Annotated in this window: 19 protein-coding genes; 3 read left to right on the top strand and 16 right to left on the bottom strand. The window is 65.7% G+C overall.

Annotation, left to right across the window (positions count from 1 at the left end):
- Nucleotides 1–3 precede the first annotated feature (3 nt).
- The 6 genes from B3T59_RS16130 to puuE all read right to left on the bottom strand — a co-directional run bounded on the left by B3T59_RS16130 (nt 4) and on the right by puuE (nt 7,537).
- Entirely contained in the window at nt 4–1,839 is a 1,836-nt protein-coding gene (locus B3T59_RS16130) for a penicillin-binding transpeptidase domain-containing protein (protein ID WP_287004303.1), read from the bottom strand.
- Between the two features lie 49 nt (nt 1,840–1,888).
- Nucleotides 1,889–2,725 carry a GNAT family N-acetyltransferase gene (locus B3T59_RS16125; RefSeq protein ID WP_287004301.1) on the bottom strand — a complete coding sequence of 279 codons (837 nt, stop codon included), beginning with the start codon at nt 2,723–2,725 and terminating at the stop codon, nt 1,889–1,891.
- An 81-nt stretch (nt 2,726–2,806) separates the two neighbouring features.
- Nucleotides 2,807–3,991, bottom strand: a complete 1,185-nt coding sequence (gene ispG, locus B3T59_RS16120; RefSeq protein ID WP_251721089.1) for a flavodoxin-dependent (E)-4-hydroxy-3-methylbut-2-enyl-diphosphate synthase — start codon at nt 3,989–3,991, stop codon at nt 2,807–2,809.
- Between the two features lie 91 nt (nt 3,992–4,082).
- Nucleotides 4,083–5,309: a M50 family metallopeptidase gene (locus tag B3T59_RS16115; protein WP_287004299.1), complete on the bottom strand. Its 1,227-nt coding sequence runs from the start codon at nt 5,307–5,309 to the stop codon at nt 4,083–4,085.
- A 72-nt stretch (nt 5,310–5,381) separates the two neighbouring features.
- Nucleotides 5,382–6,545 (bottom strand): 1-deoxy-D-xylulose-5-phosphate reductoisomerase, encoded by a 1,164-nt coding sequence (gene dxr, locus B3T59_RS16110; protein ID WP_039855205.1) that lies wholly within the window; start codon nt 6,543–6,545, stop codon nt 5,382–5,384.
- Nucleotides 6,546–6,571: 26 nt separating this feature from the next.
- The gene (puuE, locus tag B3T59_RS16105) at nt 6,572–7,537 is read right to left on the bottom strand and encodes an allantoinase PuuE (RefSeq protein WP_005204947.1); all 966 of its coding nucleotides are present in this window, start codon (nt 7,535–7,537) and stop codon (nt 6,572–6,574) included.
- Nucleotides 7,538–7,679: 142 nt separating this feature from the next.
- On the opposite strand from puuE, the gene B3T59_RS16100 reads away from it, so the two are divergent.
- Nucleotides 7,680–7,952, top strand: coding sequence for a DUF2631 domain-containing protein (locus B3T59_RS16100; RefSeq protein ID WP_005204949.1), 273 nt, complete (start codon nt 7,680–7,682; stop codon nt 7,950–7,952).
- Nucleotides 7,953–7,956: 4 nt separating this feature from the next.
- Here the strand turns inward: B3T59_RS16100 and rlmN are convergent, their stop codons facing one another.
- Complete coding sequence (rlmN, locus tag B3T59_RS16095; RefSeq protein ID WP_005204951.1) at nt 7,957–9,069, bottom strand: 23S rRNA (adenine(2503)-C(2))-methyltransferase RlmN; 1,113 nt, start codon at nt 9,067–9,069, stop codon at nt 7,957–7,959.
- Between the two features lie 30 nt (nt 9,070–9,099).
- Here rlmN and B3T59_RS16090 point away from each other — a divergent pair, with 30 nt between their 5' ends.
- Nucleotides 9,100–9,501, top strand: a complete 402-nt coding sequence (locus B3T59_RS16090) for a LapA family protein (RefSeq protein WP_005204954.1) — start codon at nt 9,100–9,102, stop codon at nt 9,499–9,501.
- A gap of 3 nt (nt 9,502–9,504) precedes the next feature.
- Here the strand turns inward: B3T59_RS16090 and B3T59_RS16085 are convergent, their stop codons facing one another.
- From B3T59_RS16085 to B3T59_RS16070, 4 genes are all read right to left on the bottom strand, one after another.
- Nucleotides 9,505–10,365, bottom strand: a complete 861-nt coding sequence (locus B3T59_RS16085) for a short-chain dehydrogenase/reductase (RefSeq protein ID WP_287004293.1) — start codon at nt 10,363–10,365, stop codon at nt 9,505–9,507.
- Complete coding sequence (locus B3T59_RS16080; protein WP_267626712.1) at nt 10,362–11,852, bottom strand: flavin-containing monooxygenase; 1,491 nt, start codon at nt 11,850–11,852, stop codon at nt 10,362–10,364. The genes B3T59_RS16085 and B3T59_RS16080 overlap by 4 nt, the downstream gene beginning before the upstream one ends.
- A 103-nt stretch (nt 11,853–11,955) precedes the next feature.
- Entirely contained in the window at nt 11,956–13,041 is a 1,086-nt protein-coding gene (locus B3T59_RS16075; protein ID WP_287004288.1) for a PDR/VanB family oxidoreductase, read from the bottom strand.
- Nucleotides 13,038–13,964 (bottom strand): metal-dependent hydrolase, encoded by a 927-nt coding sequence (locus tag B3T59_RS16070; RefSeq protein ID WP_287004286.1) that lies wholly within the window; start codon nt 13,962–13,964, stop codon nt 13,038–13,040. Before B3T59_RS16070 ends, B3T59_RS16075 begins: the two co-directional genes overlap by 4 nt.
- Nucleotides 13,965–14,088: 124 nt before the next feature.
- Here B3T59_RS16070 and B3T59_RS16065 point away from each other — a divergent pair, with 124 nt between their 5' ends.
- Nucleotides 14,089–14,691, top strand: a complete 603-nt coding sequence (locus B3T59_RS16065; protein WP_287004284.1) for a helix-turn-helix domain-containing protein — start codon at nt 14,089–14,091, stop codon at nt 14,689–14,691.
- Nucleotides 14,692–14,735: 44 nt separating this feature from the next.
- On the opposite strand, the gene B3T59_RS16060 is transcribed toward B3T59_RS16065, so the two are convergent.
- From B3T59_RS16060 to B3T59_RS16040, 5 genes are all read right to left on the bottom strand, one after another.
- Nucleotides 14,736–15,638 (bottom strand): phosphatidate cytidylyltransferase, encoded by a 903-nt coding sequence (locus B3T59_RS16060; protein WP_005204966.1) that lies wholly within the window; start codon nt 15,636–15,638, stop codon nt 14,736–14,738.
- Between the two features lie 20 nt (nt 15,639–15,658).
- A complete protein-coding gene (frr, locus tag B3T59_RS16055) occupies nt 15,659–16,216 on the bottom strand; it encodes a ribosome recycling factor (protein ID WP_005204967.1) in 558 nt (185 codons plus the stop codon).
- A 78-nt stretch (nt 16,217–16,294) separates the two neighbouring features.
- Nucleotides 16,295–17,035: a UMP kinase gene (gene pyrH, locus B3T59_RS16050; RefSeq protein WP_005204968.1), complete on the bottom strand. Its 741-nt coding sequence runs from the start codon at nt 17,033–17,035 to the stop codon at nt 16,295–16,297.
- Between the two features lie 160 nt (nt 17,036–17,195).
- Nucleotides 17,196–18,197 (bottom strand): glucosyl-3-phosphoglycerate synthase, encoded by a 1,002-nt coding sequence (locus B3T59_RS16045; protein ID WP_005204969.1) that lies wholly within the window; start codon nt 18,195–18,197, stop codon nt 17,196–17,198.
- Nucleotides 18,194–19,252 carry an alpha/beta hydrolase gene (locus B3T59_RS16040; RefSeq protein ID WP_005204970.1) on the bottom strand — a complete coding sequence of 353 codons (1,059 nt, stop codon included), beginning with the start codon at nt 19,250–19,252 and terminating at the stop codon, nt 18,194–18,196. Before B3T59_RS16040 ends, B3T59_RS16045 begins: the two co-directional genes overlap by 4 nt.
- Nucleotides 19,253–19,471 lie beyond the last annotated feature (219 nt).

The raw sequence follows: 19,471 nt of genomic DNA, 5'->3' as shown, positions 1-19,471 counted from the left end.
CCGCTAGGGGCGGGTGGCCGTCGCGTAGCCCGGAGGCAGGAAGTTGAAGAAGTCGCGGGTCACCGCGACGGCGTTGTTCGAGTCGGCGCCGCGGACGACGAGTGTCGCGAAGGCGAGGTCGCCGCGGTAGCCCGCGAACCAGGCGTGCGATCCACCGTCGAACTCGGCTTCACCGGTCTTGCCATAGATCTCGCCCTGTTCGGCGATCGTCGTGCCCGTTCCCTCGGTGACCACCGCACGCATCATGGGGCGGAGCTTGTCCACGACGCCAGGTTCGAGGGCAGGCGTCGGTCCGGTCACCGTGGTGGGCTTGCCGAGGATGAGTTGCGGGACAGGACGTTTGCCGTCGTTGGCGACGGTCGCCGCCACCAGGCTCAGCCCCAGCGGGCTGACCAAGACCTTGCCCTGACCGAAGCCGTCCTCGCTCCGGGCCACGAGCTCGTTGGCGATCGGGACGGACCCGGACACGGCGTCGAGGCCCGCGATCTTGTACTGCTCCCCCACGCCCATCGCCGCTGCCGTGTTGGCAAGGTCCGACGGCCCCATCATGCTGGCGAGATGGGCGAACGTCGTATTACACGACGCCGCAAACGCTTTCAGCATCGTCACGGTGCCGAGTGAGAATCTGTCGTAGTTCGGGATGGTTCGCGGACCGATCTCGATCTCACCCGGGCAGGGAACGAGCGAATCCGGTTGTGCCAGATCACGTCTGATCGCCGTGGTCGCGGTGACCATCTTGAACGTCGAACCGGGCGGATACAGCCCGGTGGTGGCGATGGGTCCGCTCGTATCGGCGGCTTGGTTCTGCGCCACTCCGAGAATGCGTCCGGTCGACGGCTGAATCACAACCATCGCGATCTGAAAACGGTTGGTGGCGTTGACTGCCCGCTGTGCGGCGTCCTGGACGGCGCGCGACAGGCTCAACGAGATCGACGGCGCCGGTGTGGCGGCGTGGTCGGTCAGGACGTCCGCGTCGAGTCCGTTGGGGTTGACTGTGACGACCCGCCAGCCGACGTTGCCGTCGACCTCGCTGTCGACGACCTTCTTGACCTGAGACAGCAGTGCGGGTGCGAAACCCGGGTCCTTGGAGACGAGCTCGGCCTGCTCGTTGGTGACGACTCCGGGAATCGCCAATTGGTCACGGAGACGGTCGAACTGTGCGTGGTCGAGGCGCGTGATCGGATACTCGCCGTCTGTGGCCGTCGAATCTTCGGCGATCTTCTGCGCGTTGAGCGACATGCCCGTCGCGTTGAGTGCAGCGGTCAGGCGGGTCACCGAATCGGCGACGGACCCCTGCTCCGCAGCCTTCCTCGCGTCGAAGTTGACGCCGACGACCGTTCCGTTGACCATCACCTGCGAGCCGTCGGCCTCGTTGACCGTCGCTCGCGGCGCCTCGACGATCCGCATCGACAAGCGTTGGTTCGCACCGAGATCCGGGTGTACGTCGGTCGACGTCCAGCGGACCGACCAGCCGGAATCGCTCCGCCCCATCTTGACCGTGGCCGGGTACGTCCATTCGCGACCGCGGGGCAACTTCCAGCGATAGGTGACGTCGATGTCGGCGGTGTCGCCGTTGATGTCGGCACGACCGGCCTCCGCTGTCATCGAGGTGGCACCCAGTCCCGACCACGCACCCCCGAGTCCCTGCGCAGCCTGACCGGGATTGTCGGTCAGCGCCGCGGCGGCGTCGACATCCCGCTTGCCGAACTCCTCGAGAAAGTGCTGTGCCGCCTGACGCGGACCGTCATCCGCCGAGGTACAGGCGGTGGCCCCGACGATGAGCGCAGCACTGATCGCCACGGGAATCAGGGAAGCGACGCGACGTCTCAAAAGCACCATCGGTAGCTGATGATAGGGCCGCGAGGACCACGCGCCGGGGAGGCTCGCCCTAGTCGACGAGGACGGTGGCGAACGTGCCGACCTCGGTGAATCCGATCCGCTGATAGACCGACCGTGCCGGGAGATTGAAGCTGTTCACGTACAGACTCGGAATACGGCCCTGTGCCTGCACCGCCGCGGCCACCGCAGCGGTGCCCCCCGCCCCGAATCCGTGTCCCCTACGCGCCGGATCGACCCAGACTCCCTGGATCTGGCCGACTCGGCGTGAAAGAGAACCGATCTCGGCTTTGAACACCACCGCGGAACCGTCGAAACGTGCGAACACCCGCTGCGCCGAGATCAACGCGGCCAGACGTCGACGATACGACCGGCCGCCATCGCCCGCGCATGGGTCGACGCCGACCTCTCCGATGAACATTTCCACGGCAGCGGGGAGGTAGACGTCGAGATCGTCGAGGGTGACCAGACGCACGCCCGGATCGGGTGCAACCAACGGCGGACCCGACAACGCGAGCAGCGGCTGCGCCGGTCGGACCTCGCGAGCCGGACCCCACGCAGAGCACAGCCGATCCCACATGGCGAGCACGTGTTCGGAGTCGCCGACGATCGACGAACAGACCCGCGAACTCGACAGGGCGCGCTCGGCAAAGCAGGTCATGTCGGCGCTCGTACCGAGCAGCGGGATGAGGTTGGCGCCGGAAAAGCACAGCGACGTGGCGGGATCGTCGGCGGTCCACAGTTCGCCGCCCAGGAGCCTCGGGTCGATACCGTGCGTCTCGAAACGGGCCGCAACCATGCAACTTGCGACCGGATCGGCATTGAGGACGCGCGCCACCACGGGGGCGTCGCGTGCGCCGAGCGGTTTGTCGCCCAACAGCCTCAGCACGTCATTCCTCCATCGACCCGGGGGCTACCGTCCGACGACTTGCCGACCTGGTCGCCACAAAGCAGGGGCAGCCGACTGTCGTCAGGAAACGGTCACGGTAGGTGATCCCACCGCACCCTCACCAGTTTCTCCCGATTCCTCTGCAATCCGCAGCGCTTCTTCGATCAGCGTCTCCACGATTTCGGCTTCGGGAACCGTTTTGATGACCTCGCCCTTGACGAAGATCTGGCCCTTGCCATTGCCCGAGGCGACGCCGAGATCGGCTTCGCGGGCCTCGCCCGGACCGTTGACGACGCAGCCCATCACGGCCACGCGCAGCGGAACCTCCATGCCCTCGAGCCCGGCGGTCACAGCGTCGGCCAACTTGTAGACGTCGACCTGCGCGCGCCCGCACGAGGGGCACGACACGATTTCGAGCTTGCGTGGGCGCAAATTGAGCGACTGCAGGATCGCGTCGCCCACCTTGATCTCCTCGGCGGGCGGAGCCGACAGCGATACCCGGATGGTGTCGCCGATGCCCTGGCTGAGCAACGACCCGAACGCCACCGACGACTTGATCGTCCCCTGGAATGCCGGGCCCGCCTCGGTCACCCCGAGGTGCAGCGGGTAGTCGCACTGCGCCGCCAGCTGCCGGTACGCCTCGACCATGATGACCGGGTCGTTGTGCTTGACCGAGATCTTGATGTCGCCGAATCCGTGTTCCTCGAACAGTCCCGCCTCCCACAGCGCAGACTCGACCAACGCCTCGGGTGTCGCCTTGCCGTACTTCTGCATGATGCGCTTGTCCAGCGATCCCGCGTTCACACCGATCCGGATCGGGATACCTGCATCGCCGGCCGCCTTCGCCACCTCTTTGACGCGGCCGTCGAACTCCTTGATGTTGCCGGGATTAACACGGACCGCCGCGCAGCCGGCGTCGATCGCGGCGAAGATGTACTTCGGCTGGAAGTGGATGTCGGCGATCACCGGGATCTTCGACTTCTTCGCGATGATCGGCAGCGCCTCGGCATCCTCCTGCCGGGGACAGGCCACACGGACGATGTCGCATCCCGACGCCGTCAGTTCGGCGATCTGCTGCAAGGTCGCGTTGATGTCGTGCGTCTTGGTGGTGGTCATCGACTGCACCGAGACCGGATAGTCGCTGCCGACGCCCACCGATCCGACGTGGATCTGACGGGTCTTGCGACGCGGCGCCAATACCGGGGGCGGTCCCGCGGGCATACCGAGACCGATGGCGGTGGGCCCACCCGTGGCAGGTGCGTTCATCTCGTACTCCTCGAAGCGGATTCGATTGTCTGCGCGGCCGTCGTATCGGGGCCGCTCGCGGCCGTCGTATCTGGGCTGACGGGGCCGCGCATCAGAAGATCTTGATCGGGTTGACGATGTCGGCGGTCAAGGTCAGGACCATGAACCCGGCCATCACGATGACCACCGCATAGGTGATCGGCATCAGTTTGTAGTAGTCGACGACGCCCCCTGGCGCCCTGCCGAACCACCTGCGCACGGTGTCGCGGCCCTTCTCGTAGCCGACGATCGCCATGTGCCCGCCATCCAAGGGTAGTAGGGGGACCAAATTGAACAGCCCGAGGAACAGATTGACGCTGATCAGCAGCAGCAGGAATACGCTCCACTGCCCGTGTTCGACGGTCTGTCCGCCCATCACCGATGCCCCGTAGACACTCACCGGGGAATCGGTTGCACGTTCACCGCCGGTCACCGCGGCCCACAGCCCGCTGACCTTCGACGGCAGCGAGACCAACGCCTTGAACGTCTCGACGAGCAGCTGGCCGGTGAACGAGAACGTCCCCGGTACCGCTGTCGCGACGTTGTAGTGGTTGACCGGCTCCGGGGGCGTAGTGAGCTGCACACCGATGGCGCCGACGGTGATCGGCTGCAGCGACCCGTCGTCGGCCTTCTTCATCCGCTGCACCTGGGTGACGGGCACGTCGACCGTCACGGTCTGGCCGTCACGTAGTACCTCGAGCTGTGCGGTGCCGGACGTCTTCCACGTGGTCGTGATCAGGTCGGCGTTGTTGTCGACCCGGTGCCCGTTGATCGCGACGACCTGATCGCCCGACCGGAGCCCGGCCTCGGCGGCGGGGCTGGGTCCCGAACAGGACACCGGCTCGCCCTTGGCGTCGGTGCTCGGTGCCACGCACGTCGCCTTGTCGACGTAGACGGGTGCATTGTTGGCGTCGGGACCGATCTTGGGCAGGCCGAACGCGACCGCCACGATGAACACGAGGACCAGGCCGAGGATGATGTTCTGCGCCGGACCCGCGAGCAACACCACGAACCGCTTCCACGGCTTCTGGCGATACATGGCACGGTCGCGCTCGTCGTCGTCGAGTTTGTCGTAGGGAGTCATGCCCGCGATGTCGCAGAAACCGCCCGCGGGAATCAACTTGATGCCGTATTCGGTTTCGCCACGCTTGGTCGACCACAGCGTCGGGCCGAATCCGACGAAGTAGCGTCGGACCTTCATGCCCGTGGCCTGGGCGGCCCACATGTGACCGCATTCGTGCCAGGCGACCGACAACACCAGCGCAACCGCAAACAGCACGACGCCGATCGCGAAACTCACGTACTCAACTCCAATTCGGCCCCGACATCAACTCGACAGGCCCGCAGCAGGATCTACGGGCTGGTCTCCTTCTCACGCGGAAGCGTGTGCGACGAACTGCGCAGCGCGCTCTCGTGCCCATGCGTCGGCGGCAAGGATCTCCTCCACAGTACCCGGCTGCGCACGCCATTCATCTGCGACGGCGAGCACATCGGCGATGATCTCGACGATGCGCGGAAAGCTGATGCGTCCCGCGAAGAACCCGGCGGCGGCCGCTTCATTGGCGGCGTTGTACACCGCGGTGAGGCTTCCGCCCGCGCGCCCGGCCTCCCTGGCGAGCTCGATCGCGGGGAACACGGCGTTGTCGACCGGTTCGAACGTCCACGATGACGCCGTCGAGAAGTCACAGGGACTCGACGAGCCGGGAACACGGTCGGGCCAGCCGAGCGCCAGCGCGATCGGCAGCTTCATCGACGGCGGAGACGCCTTGGCGATGGTCGCGCCGTCGATGAAGGTCACCATCGAGTGCACGATCGACTGCGGGTGCACCGTGACGTCGATCCGGTCGTAGTCGACGTCGAACAGCAGGTGTGCCTCGATCACCTCGAGCGCCTTGTTGACCAGCGTCGCGGAGTTCAACGTGATGAGCGGACCCATCGACCAGGTCGGATGCTTACCGGCCTGCTCAGGCGTGACGTCGACGAGTTGCTCGCTGGTCCACCCACGGAAGGGCCCACCGGATGCGGTCAGCACCAGCCGCGACACCTCGTCGGCTGCCCCCGCTCGCAGACACTGTGCGATCGCCGAATGCTCGGAGTCGACGGGGACGATTTGCCCCGGGGATGCGGCGTCGAGAACCAGTGACCCGCCCGCGACAAGCGACTCCTTGTTCGCGAGCGCCAACCGAGCGCCGGACTCCAGCGTGGCGAGACTGGGCCGCAGCCCGATCGATCCGACGATCGCATTGAGCACGACGTCGGCGTCGACGCTCTCGACGAGCCTGCACATGGCCTCCGCCCCACCGAGGACGCCGTCGCCCAGTTCAGCTGCGAGCTTCTCCGCGGCGACCGGGTCGGCGACGGCGATCCGATCCGCTGTCAGGCCGGTCGAGCGCGCCTGCTCGGCCAGAAGGTCGAGGTTGCCGCCGCCTGCACCGAGACCGACCACCTCGAATCGGTCGGGATGCTCGGCGATCACCTCGAGGGCCTGAACCCCTATCGAGCCGGTCGAGCCGAGAATCAGTACGCGTGTGCTCACCGGACCATTGTCACTCACCGGGCAACTCAGGCAGGCGGGTGGACCTTTCGCCAGTGTTCGGCGATCTCGATGCGTCGAGGTATCCAGACGCCGTCGTGAGACTGCACGTGGTCGAGGAAACGCTCGAGCGCGGCCAACCGTGCCGGACGTCCGACGACCCGACAGTGCAGGCCTACCGACAACATCTTGGGTGATCCGTCGAGTCCCTCGCGATAGAGCACGTCGAAGGCGTCACGCAGCTGTGCGTAGAACTGCTCGCCGGAGGGAAAACCGCCGGGCGACGCGAACCGCATGTCGTTGGTGTCCATCGTGTAGGGCACGACGAGATGGTCGACGTCCTCGATCACACCAGCGGTGCGCCTGGGCACCTTGACCCAGTACGGCAGGTCGTCGGCGTAGCTGTCGGAGTCGTAGGCGAATCCCCCGTACTCGACGACCAGATCGCGCGTCTTCGGTGAGTCTCTGCCGGTGTACCAACCGAGCGGGCGCGACCCGGTGATCTCGGTCAGCAGCTCGATTGCCGCGCGCATGTGCTCGCGCTCGACGTGCTCGTCGACCATCTGGTAGTTCAGCCAGCGATACCCGTGACACGCGATCTCGTCGCCGCGCTCGACGAATGCCGCCGCGACCTCCGGATTGCGCGCCATCGCCTGTGCGACGGCGAAGATCGTCAGCGGCAATCCGCGTCGAGAAAACGTGCGCAGGATGCGCCACACCCCCGCGCGCGAGCCGTACTCGTAGAGCGACTCCATGCTCATGTGCCGATTGGGAAACGACTGCGCACCGACCATCTCGGAGAGAAAGGTCTCGCTGCCGCGGTCATTCTCGAGGACGTTGTTCTCGCTGCCCTCCTCGTAGTTGAGGACGAACTGCACCGCGATCTTCGCGTCGCCCGGCCACTGCGGATCGGGGGTGGTACGTCCGTACCCGATCATGTCGCGGGGGTAGTTCTCGGTGCGGTAGTCGGTCAGCGAGCGTGTCGTCGGGAGCATCCCGGCATTCTCTCCCAGATCGCGCGTGGCCGTGCGACGGGGCAACGACGCGGCCGCTATGCTCATCGTGAACTACTACTGATCGTCGTCGGACATCTGTAGTTGGGCAGAAGTGTCAGTTGTTTCGCAGTGAGGAGCCACCGTGGCAAGCACCGAGGTCGAGCACGAGCAGCACAAGCAGATCGACACCGGCTGGAAGCACGAGCCCGAGGATGCACCCTCGGCGCGGTTCGGCTGGCACGGCACCGCGACGAAGTCGATGTACGCCGCAGGCTGGTTCTGCGTCGCAGCGCTGCTGTTCATGCTGATCGGCAACCAGGTCGGCCACGTCGAGGACATCTACCTGATCGTCATCGCGGTCGCGCTCGCGTGCATCCTGCTCTACAAGATGTTCAAGAAGAAGAAGTGGAGCTGAGCGTCTAACCGCTCGTCTCCTCGGCAGCGAGTTGGCCGCACGCCGCGGCGATCTCCTGCCCACGTGTGTCGCGCACGGTGCACGAGACCCCCTGCGCGCGCACGCGTCGAACGAACTCCCGTTCGACGTCCTTCGGGCTCGCATCCCACTGCGAGCCGGGCGTCGGGTTGAGCGGGATCAGGTTCACGTGCACCAGCGACCCGAGTGCCTTGTGTAGCTTGCTGCCCAACATGTCGGCTCGCCACGGCTGATCGTTGACGTCGCGGATCAAGGCGTACTCGATCGAGACCCGACGGCCGGTGGTGTCGGCGTAATACCTGGCGGCGTCGAGAACTTCCTGCACCGACCAGCGATTGTTGACCGGCACAAGGGTGTCGCGCAGTTCGTCGTCCGGGGTGTGCAGAGACACCGCAAGCGTCACCGACAATCCCTCGTCGGCGAGGCGTCGAATCGCGGGCGCGAGGCCGACGGTCGACACGGTCACCGAGCGTGCAGAGATTCCAAGTCCCTCCGGACTCGGCGCGGTGATCTGTCGGACAGCGGAGACGACGCGCTTGTAGTTGGCCAGGGGCTCACCCATGCCCATGAAGACCACGTTCGAGAGCCTGCCTGCATCGCCGAACTCGCCGTCGCGCAACGCTCGCGCTGCCACCCGCACCTGATCGACGATCTCACCGGTCGACAGGTTGCGGTCGAGTCCGCCCTGCCCGGTCGCGCAGAACGGGCAGGCCATTCCGCATCCAGCCTGGCTGGAGATGCACAGGGTATTGCGATCGCTGTATCGCATCAGGACGCTCTCGAGCAGGGTGCCGTCGTGCAGGCGCCACAGGGTTTTGCGTGTGCTGCCGTCGTCGCAGGCGATATGACGAACAGGCGTGAGCAGCTGCGGAAACAGCGCCTCCGCGACAGCGGCGCGCGCAGAAGCCGGAAGATCGGTCATCTCCTCGACGTCGCCATTGAGCCGCGAGTAGTACTGCCGAGCCAACTGGTCTGCACGGAATTTCGGCAGGCCGAGATCAGTGATGACCGCGCGCCGACCGTCGACATCGAGATCAGCGAAGTGCGTCGGCGGAAGTCCCTTCTTGGGCGCGGTGAACACGAGCGGCAATGACGTCATGAATCCATTGTCGCATGTCATCATGGGTGTATGAACCACGGCGACAAGCGCAGGGCCAACCACGACGTGACCGAACCCGACGTGACGCCAACCGTCGACCCGACCGAGCATCAGGCTCTACTGGCCGAACGGCAGGAGTTGCGGACCAAAATCGAGAAGGTCGAGCACACGCGTACGCGCGCTGCCTTCACAGGCCTGGTAGTCGGGGCGATCATCACGATCCTGCTGCTGGTCTTCATCCTGCAGAACCTGGAATCGCAACGCATCGACATCCTGTTCTGGGAGGTCAACCTGCCTGTCGGCGTCAGCCTGCTGATCGCGGCGATCGCAGGCGCGTTGATCGTCGCGATGGCGGGAGGCGCGCGGATGTACCAGCTCAACCGGACGCTGAAGAAGGCCAAGGTCGCGACGGATCCGCCACCGGCGGCGTGAACCTCACGCACCCTCTGATCTCGGCGCGACGGCGTCGTCGAGGTGCCTGACGATCCGATGAATCGACGCGTCGCGTGTGAGCTTCTCGTCGAGCAGCGGATTGATGAGTCCTCGAAGTGCCGAGTACACCGACCACTGCCGGGGTGCGACGACCTGTCCCCTTCGTGAATGGATTGCGTCGACCAGGACTGTGGCGGCGTCGTCCGCTGTGATCCGACGATTCAGCGGCCACGGCAGTTGACCGCCGATCTCCTTTCCGATCGGGTCGTCGTCGAGCGTCGCCCGCGTCATATCGGTCTCGACGATGCCGAAGTACGCGATGCCCGCGGAGGCGCCGTACGCCGACAGTTCGATGCGCAACGCACGCCCGAGTTGTTCCACCCCCGATTTGGTGATCATGTATGCCGACCCTCCCATCCCGGGAGCGAAGGCCGCGCACGAGGCAATCAGCTGCATGTGTCCACGTGCGGCGATCACCGGCTCCATGCATGCGCGCACGGTGTTGAACACTCCGCGCAGGTTGACGTCGACGACGCGGTCGAAGGCTGCCGGGTCGACCCCGCGTAGCGTCGCCGTCGGTGGCGTGATACCTGCGTTGGCGACAACGTGGTCGAGACGGCCGAACCTGCCGACTGCCTTGTCGACGGCGGCGGCCATCGAATCCAATTGGCGCACATCAGCTTCCACCGCGTGGGCGGATTCGTTGGGGAAACCGGTACTCGCGGATTCCAATGCGGCAGCGTCGACATCGGTCAGCACCACCTGCGCTCCGGAGTCGACGAGGCGGTGCGCGGTGCGCAAGCCGATGCCCTGTGCCGCACCGGTGACGAGCACCACCGAACCCCGAATGTCCGTGCGACTCATCCGAACACCGCCTCACGCGTCGGCGACGCCCCGTGTCGATGTGATACGCCCGTTCGGACGTCGAAGTCATCCCAGTTCACGTGTTTCATCGCCCGCCTGAAGGTGAAGACGTAACCCGGCCAGAACGTGAAGTTGCGCCCCGACGGACTGAGGTAGTAGCTCGAGCAGCCACCGGTGTTCCACACGGAGTCCTCGAGGCCTTTATCGACCTCGTTCACAAACCGGGCCTGGGCCGACTGTGTGACATCGAAACTGCGGATTCCCCTCCGGCGCATGGTCTTCAGAGCGTCGATCAGATAGTCGACCTGCGCTTCGATGGTGACCACCTGCGAGGTATAGACCACCGAGTTGGGTCCGAGGATCATGAAGAGATTCGGGAACCCCGCGACGCTCGTGCCGCGGTACGCCTTCATCTCGCCGTTGCCCCACACCTGCGACAGGCTGCGGCCGTCCGCACCGTGGATGCGCGAGAAGCCCTCCCCCGCCGCGAGTTTGAAGCCGGTACCGAGGAGGATGGTGTCGACCTCGTGGACGCGACCGTCGGCCGTCTCGATGCCCTCGGCCCGTACCCCGACTATCGCCTCGGAGACCACCGCAGCGTTCGGTGCGGTCAACGCCGGGTAGTACCTGTTGGAGAAGGTCGGTCGCTTGCACCCGAAGGAGTATGTCGGAGTCAACTCCGCCCGCAGCGTCTCGTCGGCCACCTGCCGACGCAGATGCCACCGGCCCAGTGCTGCAGCAGGTTTCAGTAGCGCAGGATGGCTCACCAGGCCGGGCACCATCATTTCCTGCACGAGCGAGCAGGCTCCGCGCAGTGCACGTTGGGTGGCCGGTACCCGCGCGAACATGGTCCGTACGCGCTGCGAAATCGGCCGATCCGGATGCGGGAGTATCCACGTGGGCGTGCGCTGGAACAGGGTCAGATGCGCTACCTGTGGCTGCATCTGAGGCACGAATTGCACCGCGGATGCGCCGGTTCCGATGACGGCCACCCGCTTGCCGGTCGGCGACCAGTCGTGATCCCACTGCGCGGAGTGGAAGACGTCGCCGTCGAAGTCGTCGAGTCCGGGAATGTCGGGACGGGACGGCTCGCTGAACGGACCCGTCGCGCCGACGAGGACATCAGCGGTGAACGACGATCCGTTGACCGTCAGTCGCCACACCTGCGCGAGGTCGTCCCACGACGCATCGGTGACGTCGTGACCGCACCGGATGTGGGGTGTGACGCCGAAGTCCGCGGCGCACCGGGCGATGTACGCCTGGATCTCACGCTGCAACGGATACAGGCGCGTCCAGTCCGGGTTGGGTGCGAACGAGAACGAGTACAGAACCGACGGGATGTCGCACTGCGCACCGGGATACGTGTTGACCTCCCAGGTTCCACCGACGGCTGCGGCGCGCTCGAACACGACGAGGTCGTCGAATCCGTTCTGCAAGCATCGAATCGCGGCGCCGATGCCGCCGAATCCCGCGCCGATGATCGCCACGCGGAAGTGCCGCCTGGCCGGATCGTGTTGGGTTGGGGCTTGCCGGCCTGAATCGTGGTGGACAGGCTGTTGTCGGGCTGAATCGTGCACTGTGTGGTTCCTCCTAGAGGTCGACGACAACGTGGTCGTCTGCTGCGCGCGAGACGCAGATCATCATCGAATCGTCGCGTTCGTCACCGATCAGCACGCGGTCGTGGTGCTCGACGGCACCGGCGAGCACCCGCACGCGACACGCCCCGCAGAAGCCCTGCTGGCATGAGTAGCGCACGTCGGGTCGCACACGGCGGATCGCCGCGAGGGCGCTCTCGTCTGCGGCCACACCGACCGAGCCGCCCGAGGCGAAGTCGATCCGGAACGGCCAGCCGTCGACAACCGGTGGCGGACTGAACCTTTCGCTGTGTAGCTCACGTCCGGGGGCGTGCTCCACCACGAGGCGTCGCGCCGCGGCGAGCATGCTCGACGGTCCGCACAGGTAGATCGGCGCGGTGTCGCTGCCGCTCCCGATGCCCACGCCGAGGAGGTCGGCCATGTCGGGCGGGCCGTCGACGTCGTCGGCGTGAACGCGCACCCGGTCGCGATCGAGCGCGAGCAGCTCGTTGAGGAACGGCATCGTCGCCCGCGACCTGCCCGTGTAGACGAGGTGCCAGTCGAGGCCGCGCGCGTGTGCTTCGCGGACCATCGCGAGGATCGGGGTGATGCCGATCCCGCCCGCAACGAAGAGACACTGTGCGGTGGCGACGAAGTTGAATGCGTTGCGCGGTCCCCGGATTCGTAGCTGATCGTCAGCTCGCAGCACGTGCATCTCCGCCGAGCCGACTCCATCGGGTATGCGCCGCGCCGCGATTCGATAGGTGTTGGTGTCGGCGGGATCGCCGGTGAGCGAGTAGTGGCGTTGACGGTCGGACGGCGTGAACACGTCGATGTGTGCGCCGGGGCTCCACATGGGCAGGGCTGATCGGTCAGGTCGGGCGAGCGTGATGAGTCGCACCCCGTCGACCGCCTCGACACTCTCGACCACGTCGAGTCGCATGTCGAATCCGACCCGCCGCACCGGATTGGGACGCGAGAGTCGGTCGGCGAGACGCGCTTGCGCGAACACACGAGAATAGCCCCGCGCCAACCGGTGGATCTCACGCAGGACCGGCGTCGGATTGTCGACGTCTGTGGTGGGTGGCGGAAGATAGTTCACTGCTCTGCCGCCCGCGCCGCAGGTGAGATCGCCAGGTAGCGAACGGCTTTGTCGATATCGCCCATGCTCGACGGATGGAACCCCGGGCGGAGGTACAGGTAGATCTGCTCGAACAGGAACGAGATTCCGGGAATCATGTGCCGACGTGCCGCAAGCGCGAACGCCACGGGCCACGGGCGGCGTCGAGCAATGGTCGCGTCGTTGCGGTAGAGGTACGCCGCAGTCGAAAACCACAGTGCGGCAAGCCCTGTCGATGCAATCAGTGCGGTGCGCGCACGACGGAAGTAACCGCCGTCGACGTGCTGGAATGCATCGAACGCGACGTTTCGATGCTCGAGTTCTTCCGCACCGTGCCACCGGAGTAGATCGAGCATGGTTGGGTCGACGCCGACGTCGTCGAAGGCCTTGTTGTCGAGCAGCCACTCACCCACCACCGCGGTGAAATGCTCTGCTGCCGCGTAGATTCCGAGGCGCTCCGACAGCCACGCCCTGCTCGCGCGGCCGTCGGTGATCCCATGATCGCCGAAGATCTTCTCGACCGCGAATTCGATGCGTGCCATGACCGGCCCGATCTCGACCCCGTTGGCGATCAGGTACTTTCGGAACCCCTCGTGCGACGACGCGTGCGTGGCCTCCTGACCGACGAATCCGACGACCTCCTCCCGTAGTCGAGGGTCGTCGATCAGCACAAGTGCCTGCGCGAACACGTCGGCCATGGCCCGTTCACCCTCGGGCAGAACCAGGTGCATGACGTTCCAGAAGTGCGTCGCGTACGGCTCGCCGGGTATGTACTCCAGTGGCACTCCGCTCCAGTCGAACCGAACGGGACGTGCGTTGATCGCCAACGCTTCCTCGTCGTACTCGTGTGTGCGCGCCCGGTGTGCCTGCTCCTGCGCCTGCTCCTGTGGCTGTGCGTTCGTCACGGCCCCTCCTCGTCGTGCCAACTCGGGGCGACGCCTGCGTGAGTCACGTCACCTCCCTGACGCGAACAGTGAAACACATCTTGATTCAGTGTTTCAATAGCCGGATGTCGTTTACGCTGACACCATGTCCGCGTTCGGTCTGTTCACCGCGGGGGCGGGCGTCGACGCCGCATCCGACCCGATCCTCGACGCCGCGCTCGACGTCTTCGCCGATATCGGGATTCGTCGTGCAACGGTTGACGACATCGCCAAGCGAGCGGGCGTCGGACGTGTCACCGTCTACCGCCGGATCGGCGGGCGCAACGAGGTCCTGACCGCGGTCCTGATCCGCGAGGCGACGCGCCTGTTCGCCGACGTACGCGCCGCAGCCGACGCAGCGGATACCTACGCCGACAGGGTGGTCACCGCATTCGCCACCACGGTGACGACCGTACGGGGCAACCCGGTGTGGAATCGGCTCCTCGAACTCGAGCCCGCGTCGGTGCTCGAACAGTTGACGCTCAACGGATCGTTCATCCTCGCGGCCGCCGTGGAGGCAACCGCCGACATCCTGCGCACCCCTGACGTCGCGCTCGACGACGACGAGTTGGCGTCACGCGCGGAGATCCTGGTGCGCATCACACATTCCATCCTGCTGACGCCCGAGGTGCGCGTGCCGCTGGCGAACTACGACGACGTCGAGAAATTCGCGCGCGACCACCTACTCGCGATCGCCGGCCCGGGCTGAAAGGCCCCCATGGGACCACTGACACGACGTCGCGGCGAAGGCGGTCAGAGCAGTGCGGTGAGCACGCACCACACGATGAATGCCGAGGGAAGCAGCGAGTCGAGGCGATCCATGATCCCGCCGTGACCCGGCAACAGCGTGCCCATGTCCTTGATGCCGAGGTCGCGTTTGATCTGGGACTCGACGAGATCGCCGAGCGTCGCGCAGACCACGAGAACAGGCCCGAGGATCAGTCCGATCCACCACTGGCTGTCGAGCAGCCCCACCACACAGCCGATCGCACCCGCAGTGCCCACAACCAGCGAACCCCCGAGGCCCTCCCACGACTTCTTCGGGCTGATTGCCGGTGCCATGGGATGCTTGCCGAAGAGCACGCCGGCCGCGTAACCGCCGACGTCGGAGCAGACCACGACAACCATCAGGGTGGCGACGCGAGCGGCGCCGTGGTCCTGGACGACCATCATCGCGCCGAACGACGCCAGCAGAGGTAGCCAGGCGAGCACCAGCACGCTCACCGACAGGTTCTTCAGATAGTTCACCGGCGCGTGATTGATGCCCTGCGCCAACAACATCCACACCATCAGCACCAGGAGCGTGCCCACGAACGCCACCAGGACGCCGGTCGTCCCCCACGGCCAGCTCGACCAGATGATCGCCTGCCCGCCGACGAGCAGCGGCGGCAACGCAACGTCGTAACCGCCGTCACGCAGGCGCTTGGCCACCTCCCACGTCGCGATCGCGAACGCCACCGCGACGACGACATACCAGAGTTTCGGCGCGAACAGCAGGATCAGAATGATCCCGATACCAAGGGAAAACCCAACCCCGAGGGCTGCCGGGAGATCACGCCCCGCGCGCGACTTCTTCGGCTCCGCCTCGGTCGTCGTCTCCTCCGCCTTGGCCGTACTGCCGTCGTCGTCGTGATTCGTCGCTGAATCGTCGGACATGGGATGTGTCGGCTCCTCGGTCACACCTCGAGCAATTCGGATTCCTTGTGCTTGACCAGCTCGTCGACCTGGTGCACATAGCCTGCGGTCGTCTTGTCGAGCTCCTTCTCGGCGCGCGACACCTCGTCCTCGCCCGCCTCGCCGTCTTTCTGGATGCGCTTGAGCTCGTCGACGGTTTTGCGGCGGATGTTGCGGATCGCGACCTTGGCGTCCTCGCCCTTGCCCTTCGCCTGCTTCACGAGCTCCTTGCGGCGGTCCTCGGTGAGCTGCGGAATGGCGACGCGGATCAGGTTTCCGTCGTTGGTCGGGTTCACGCCGAGGTCGGAATTGCGGATCGCGGTCTCGATGTCACGCAGACTCGACGGCTCGTACGGCTTGATGACGACCAATCGGGCTTCCGGCGTCGTGATCGACGCGACCTGGGTGACGGGGGTCAAAGCGCCGTAGTACTCGATGTGGATCTTGTTGAACATCGAGGGATTCGCGCGACCGGTCCGAATGGACCCCATGTCCTCGCGCGCCACGCCGACAGCCTTCTCCATCTTCTCCTCGGCGTCGAACAATGCGTCGTCAATCATGTCGATTCCTGGTCCTCGTCGTTGTTGCCGGTTCTCGTCCGTACCGCGCTCGCCGCGTCGGGGGTTGGCCCCGTCGGCCTATGTGCTGACCAGTGTGCCAATACGCTCGCCGGCCACCGCACGCGCGATGTTTCCCTTCTCCAAGAGATTGAACACGAGCATCGGCATCTTGTTGTCCATACAGAGACTGAACGCGGTCGCGTCGGCGACCTTGAGCTCCTTGTCGAGTACCTCGCGGTGGGTGACCTCGCGATACAGCGTCGCGTCGGGGTTGGTGCGCGGGTCGTCGCTGTACACGCCGTCGACAGCCTTCGCCATGAGCACGACCTCTGCCTTGATCTCCAGCGCACGCTGAGCAGCGGTCGTGTCCGTCGAGAAGTACGGCATACCCATGCCGGCACCGAAGATCACGACGCGACCCTTTTCGAGGTGGCGCTGGGCACGCAGCGGGAGGTAGGGCTCAGCGACCTGGCCCATCGTGATCGCCGTCTGCACGCGGGTGCTGATCCCGCGCTTCTCCAGGAAGTCCTGAAGCGCGAGGCAGTTCATCACCGTACCCAACATGCCCATGTAGTCGGATCGGGCACGGTCGAGGCCGCGTTGCTGGAGTTCGGCACCTCGGAAGAAGTTGCCTCCGCCGATGACGACTGCGACCTGGACGCCCGAAGTGACCACCTCGGCGATCTGATCTGCGACGGTGCTCAGCACGTCGGGATCGAGACCGACCTGACCACCCCCGAACATCTCGCCGCCGAGCTTCAGCAGTACGCGGTGGTAGCCCGGTCGTGCGGATTCCTGGGACTCGGGGGTTTCGCTCATCAACATCCTCAACTCGTCGGTTCGCCTCATCCATCTTATGGGGACGTCGCGGTCCTCGTGATCGCGGTCGCCGATCGGCACTCCGGTCGAGCGCGACTCGGACCCTGCCGACGCGGGCACGACAGGTCAACACAGAGTGACGTGGAGGTGAACGAGCAGCTCAGCGCCGATGAGCGGCCGCGAACAGGCTCCGCAACGCAGGCCTGTCGTCGAGGACCGGATACGACCGACGTGGACTGTGCACACCGTCGCCCTCCATCACGAACGCGACAAGTGGGCTCCCGGAATCCGCGATACCCACTCGCGACAGGAATGCTGCGACGATCTGACGGGACATCGGCCCCAGTTCGTGAAGGGGACGATTGCGATGTATCCGCAGCCCGAGGTTGACCTGACCGATGGCATCGATGCCGTGGCGGGCAAGGGTGTCGAGCACGATTCCGATCTCGACTCCGTAACCGGGGGCGAACGGGATGGAGGTCAGCAGTTCTCGTGTCGCGGCGTACTCACCCGCGAGCGGCTGTATCAACCCGCACAGTTGCGGACACAATGCCGCGATCAGCGGCCGCACGGTGAGCTCGGTGACCCGTCCCCCGCCCGACGGATCGACCCCGTCGACGCCCATGAGGGGACGCCGGTAGTAGCCCTTCACCAGCTGCAGGTCGGGCGTGGTGAGGAGCGGTCCGACCAGCTTGGGCACATACGTCGGATCCGGGTCGACGAGGTCGCTGTCGACGAACGCGACGAGGTCGCCGGTCGTCGTCGCCAACGAACGCCACAGCACCTCACCCTTCCCGTCGGCAACCGGGATGCCCTCGAGTGCGGACTCCCGCGTCTCCACCCTTGCTCCGGCCGCACGCGCGACCTCGATCGTCGAATCGGTGGACCCGGAGTCGACCACCACGAGCTCGTCGACCAACGTGCCGACCAGCGGCAGGATGGCTTCGACGACGCTGCCGACCGTCCGTTCTTCGTTGAGGGCAGGCAGGACGACGGAGATCGTCCGCCCGGCTTTCGCTTCGACGAGTTCCTCGACCGAGAAATCAGGACGTTCCCACGTGTTGGACTCCAGCCAGGTGGCCGACCCCTCCGACGTCGAAATCGTCATCGACGACGCAGCGTCGGCATTCGACGCCGCGTTGACCGAGTGCTGCCCGCTCATCGCGTCAGCGCCGCCTTGAACTGCGGCCATGCCCGGTGCAGCTCGTCCTGCCAGTACGGCCAGGCGTGGGTACCGCCCTCATAGAAGTGGAAGGTCGCGGGTACGCCCAACTCGCGCATCCGCCGCTCCAGGTTCCGCGAACACTGATCGGTTGCCGTCTCGATGACCGCGCCGACAGCGACCTGCTCGGCGAGCTTCTGCCCGTTGCCGTCGATGCCGGGACCGTTGATCGTGTCGTAGCGACCGGGCACTCCCGAACCGTTGGAGACGTAGACGGACTTGCCCCGGAACTGCTCGACGTGCAGGTAGGGATCGTTGTCGCGCCACGCCGGAGCCGTCGGCGGACCCCACATGTTCACCGTGTTGCCGCCACCGCGGCCTTCCACGACCAACCGAACCGCCGCCTGGCCTGCCGGATCGCTGGTCTGGGCACAACCGCTGAACGACCCGAGTGCGCGATACAGCGTCGGCGCGTGCAGTGACAGCTGGAACACCGATGTACCGGCCATGGAGATCCCGGCGATGGCATTGCGGCCGTTGCCGTTGAACCGCTTGTCGACGACCGAGGGAAGCTCCTCGGTGAGGAAGGTGGCCCATTTCTGCACACCCAGCTTGGGATCGGTGCGCTGCCAATCGGTGAAGTAACTCGCCGCACCACCCATCGGCACGACCACGTTCACATCCTCGTGCGCAAAGAAAGTCCGGATATCGGTCTGGTCGAACCAACTGCTGCCACCTTCGCCGCCCGCGGCACCGTTGAGTAGGTAGAGCGTGGGAGCTGCCGCGCCGCTACGTGCGGGAATGACTTTCACCGGAACCGGACGTCGCATCGCAGGTGAAGCCACCTCGACGTCGATCTCAGTCGGAGCAACGACGTTCTCCGACACGATGCGGGCTCCGCCCTGCTCGGCCGACGCCTCCGGCCCCGCGACAACGGCGCCGCTGAGCGCACACGCCGCGGATGCGATCGCGACGACACATGTGCGCAGGGCGCGTCTGCTGCGCGCCCTGTCACGACACGCCGCCACGTCGGCGTTCAGCCTTGCTGACTTCACTCGAATCTCCCCACATTCACCATCTGGCACCTACCGCGACCATCGCCGCCGGCCATGCACACGCTCGCGACTCGAATCAACACGACCCGACTTTCACCTCGCCCCGCGCGTGACACCCGCTTCGCAGTCGGAACATCTGTGATCACGAAATAAACGGCGAAGGACCCCCGATGCGGCAGTGTGCCGTACGCGATAACTGGTTGTCCACCAATTGAAGAA

This window comes from Gordonia sp. UBA7860, from assembly GCF_002500165.1.
Lineage (GTDB): Bacteria > Actinomycetota > Actinomycetes > Mycobacteriales > Mycobacteriaceae > Gordonia > Gordonia sputi.
The sequence above is the reverse complement of the archived record's forward strand: the minus strand, read 5'-3'. Positions and strand labels throughout refer to the sequence as shown.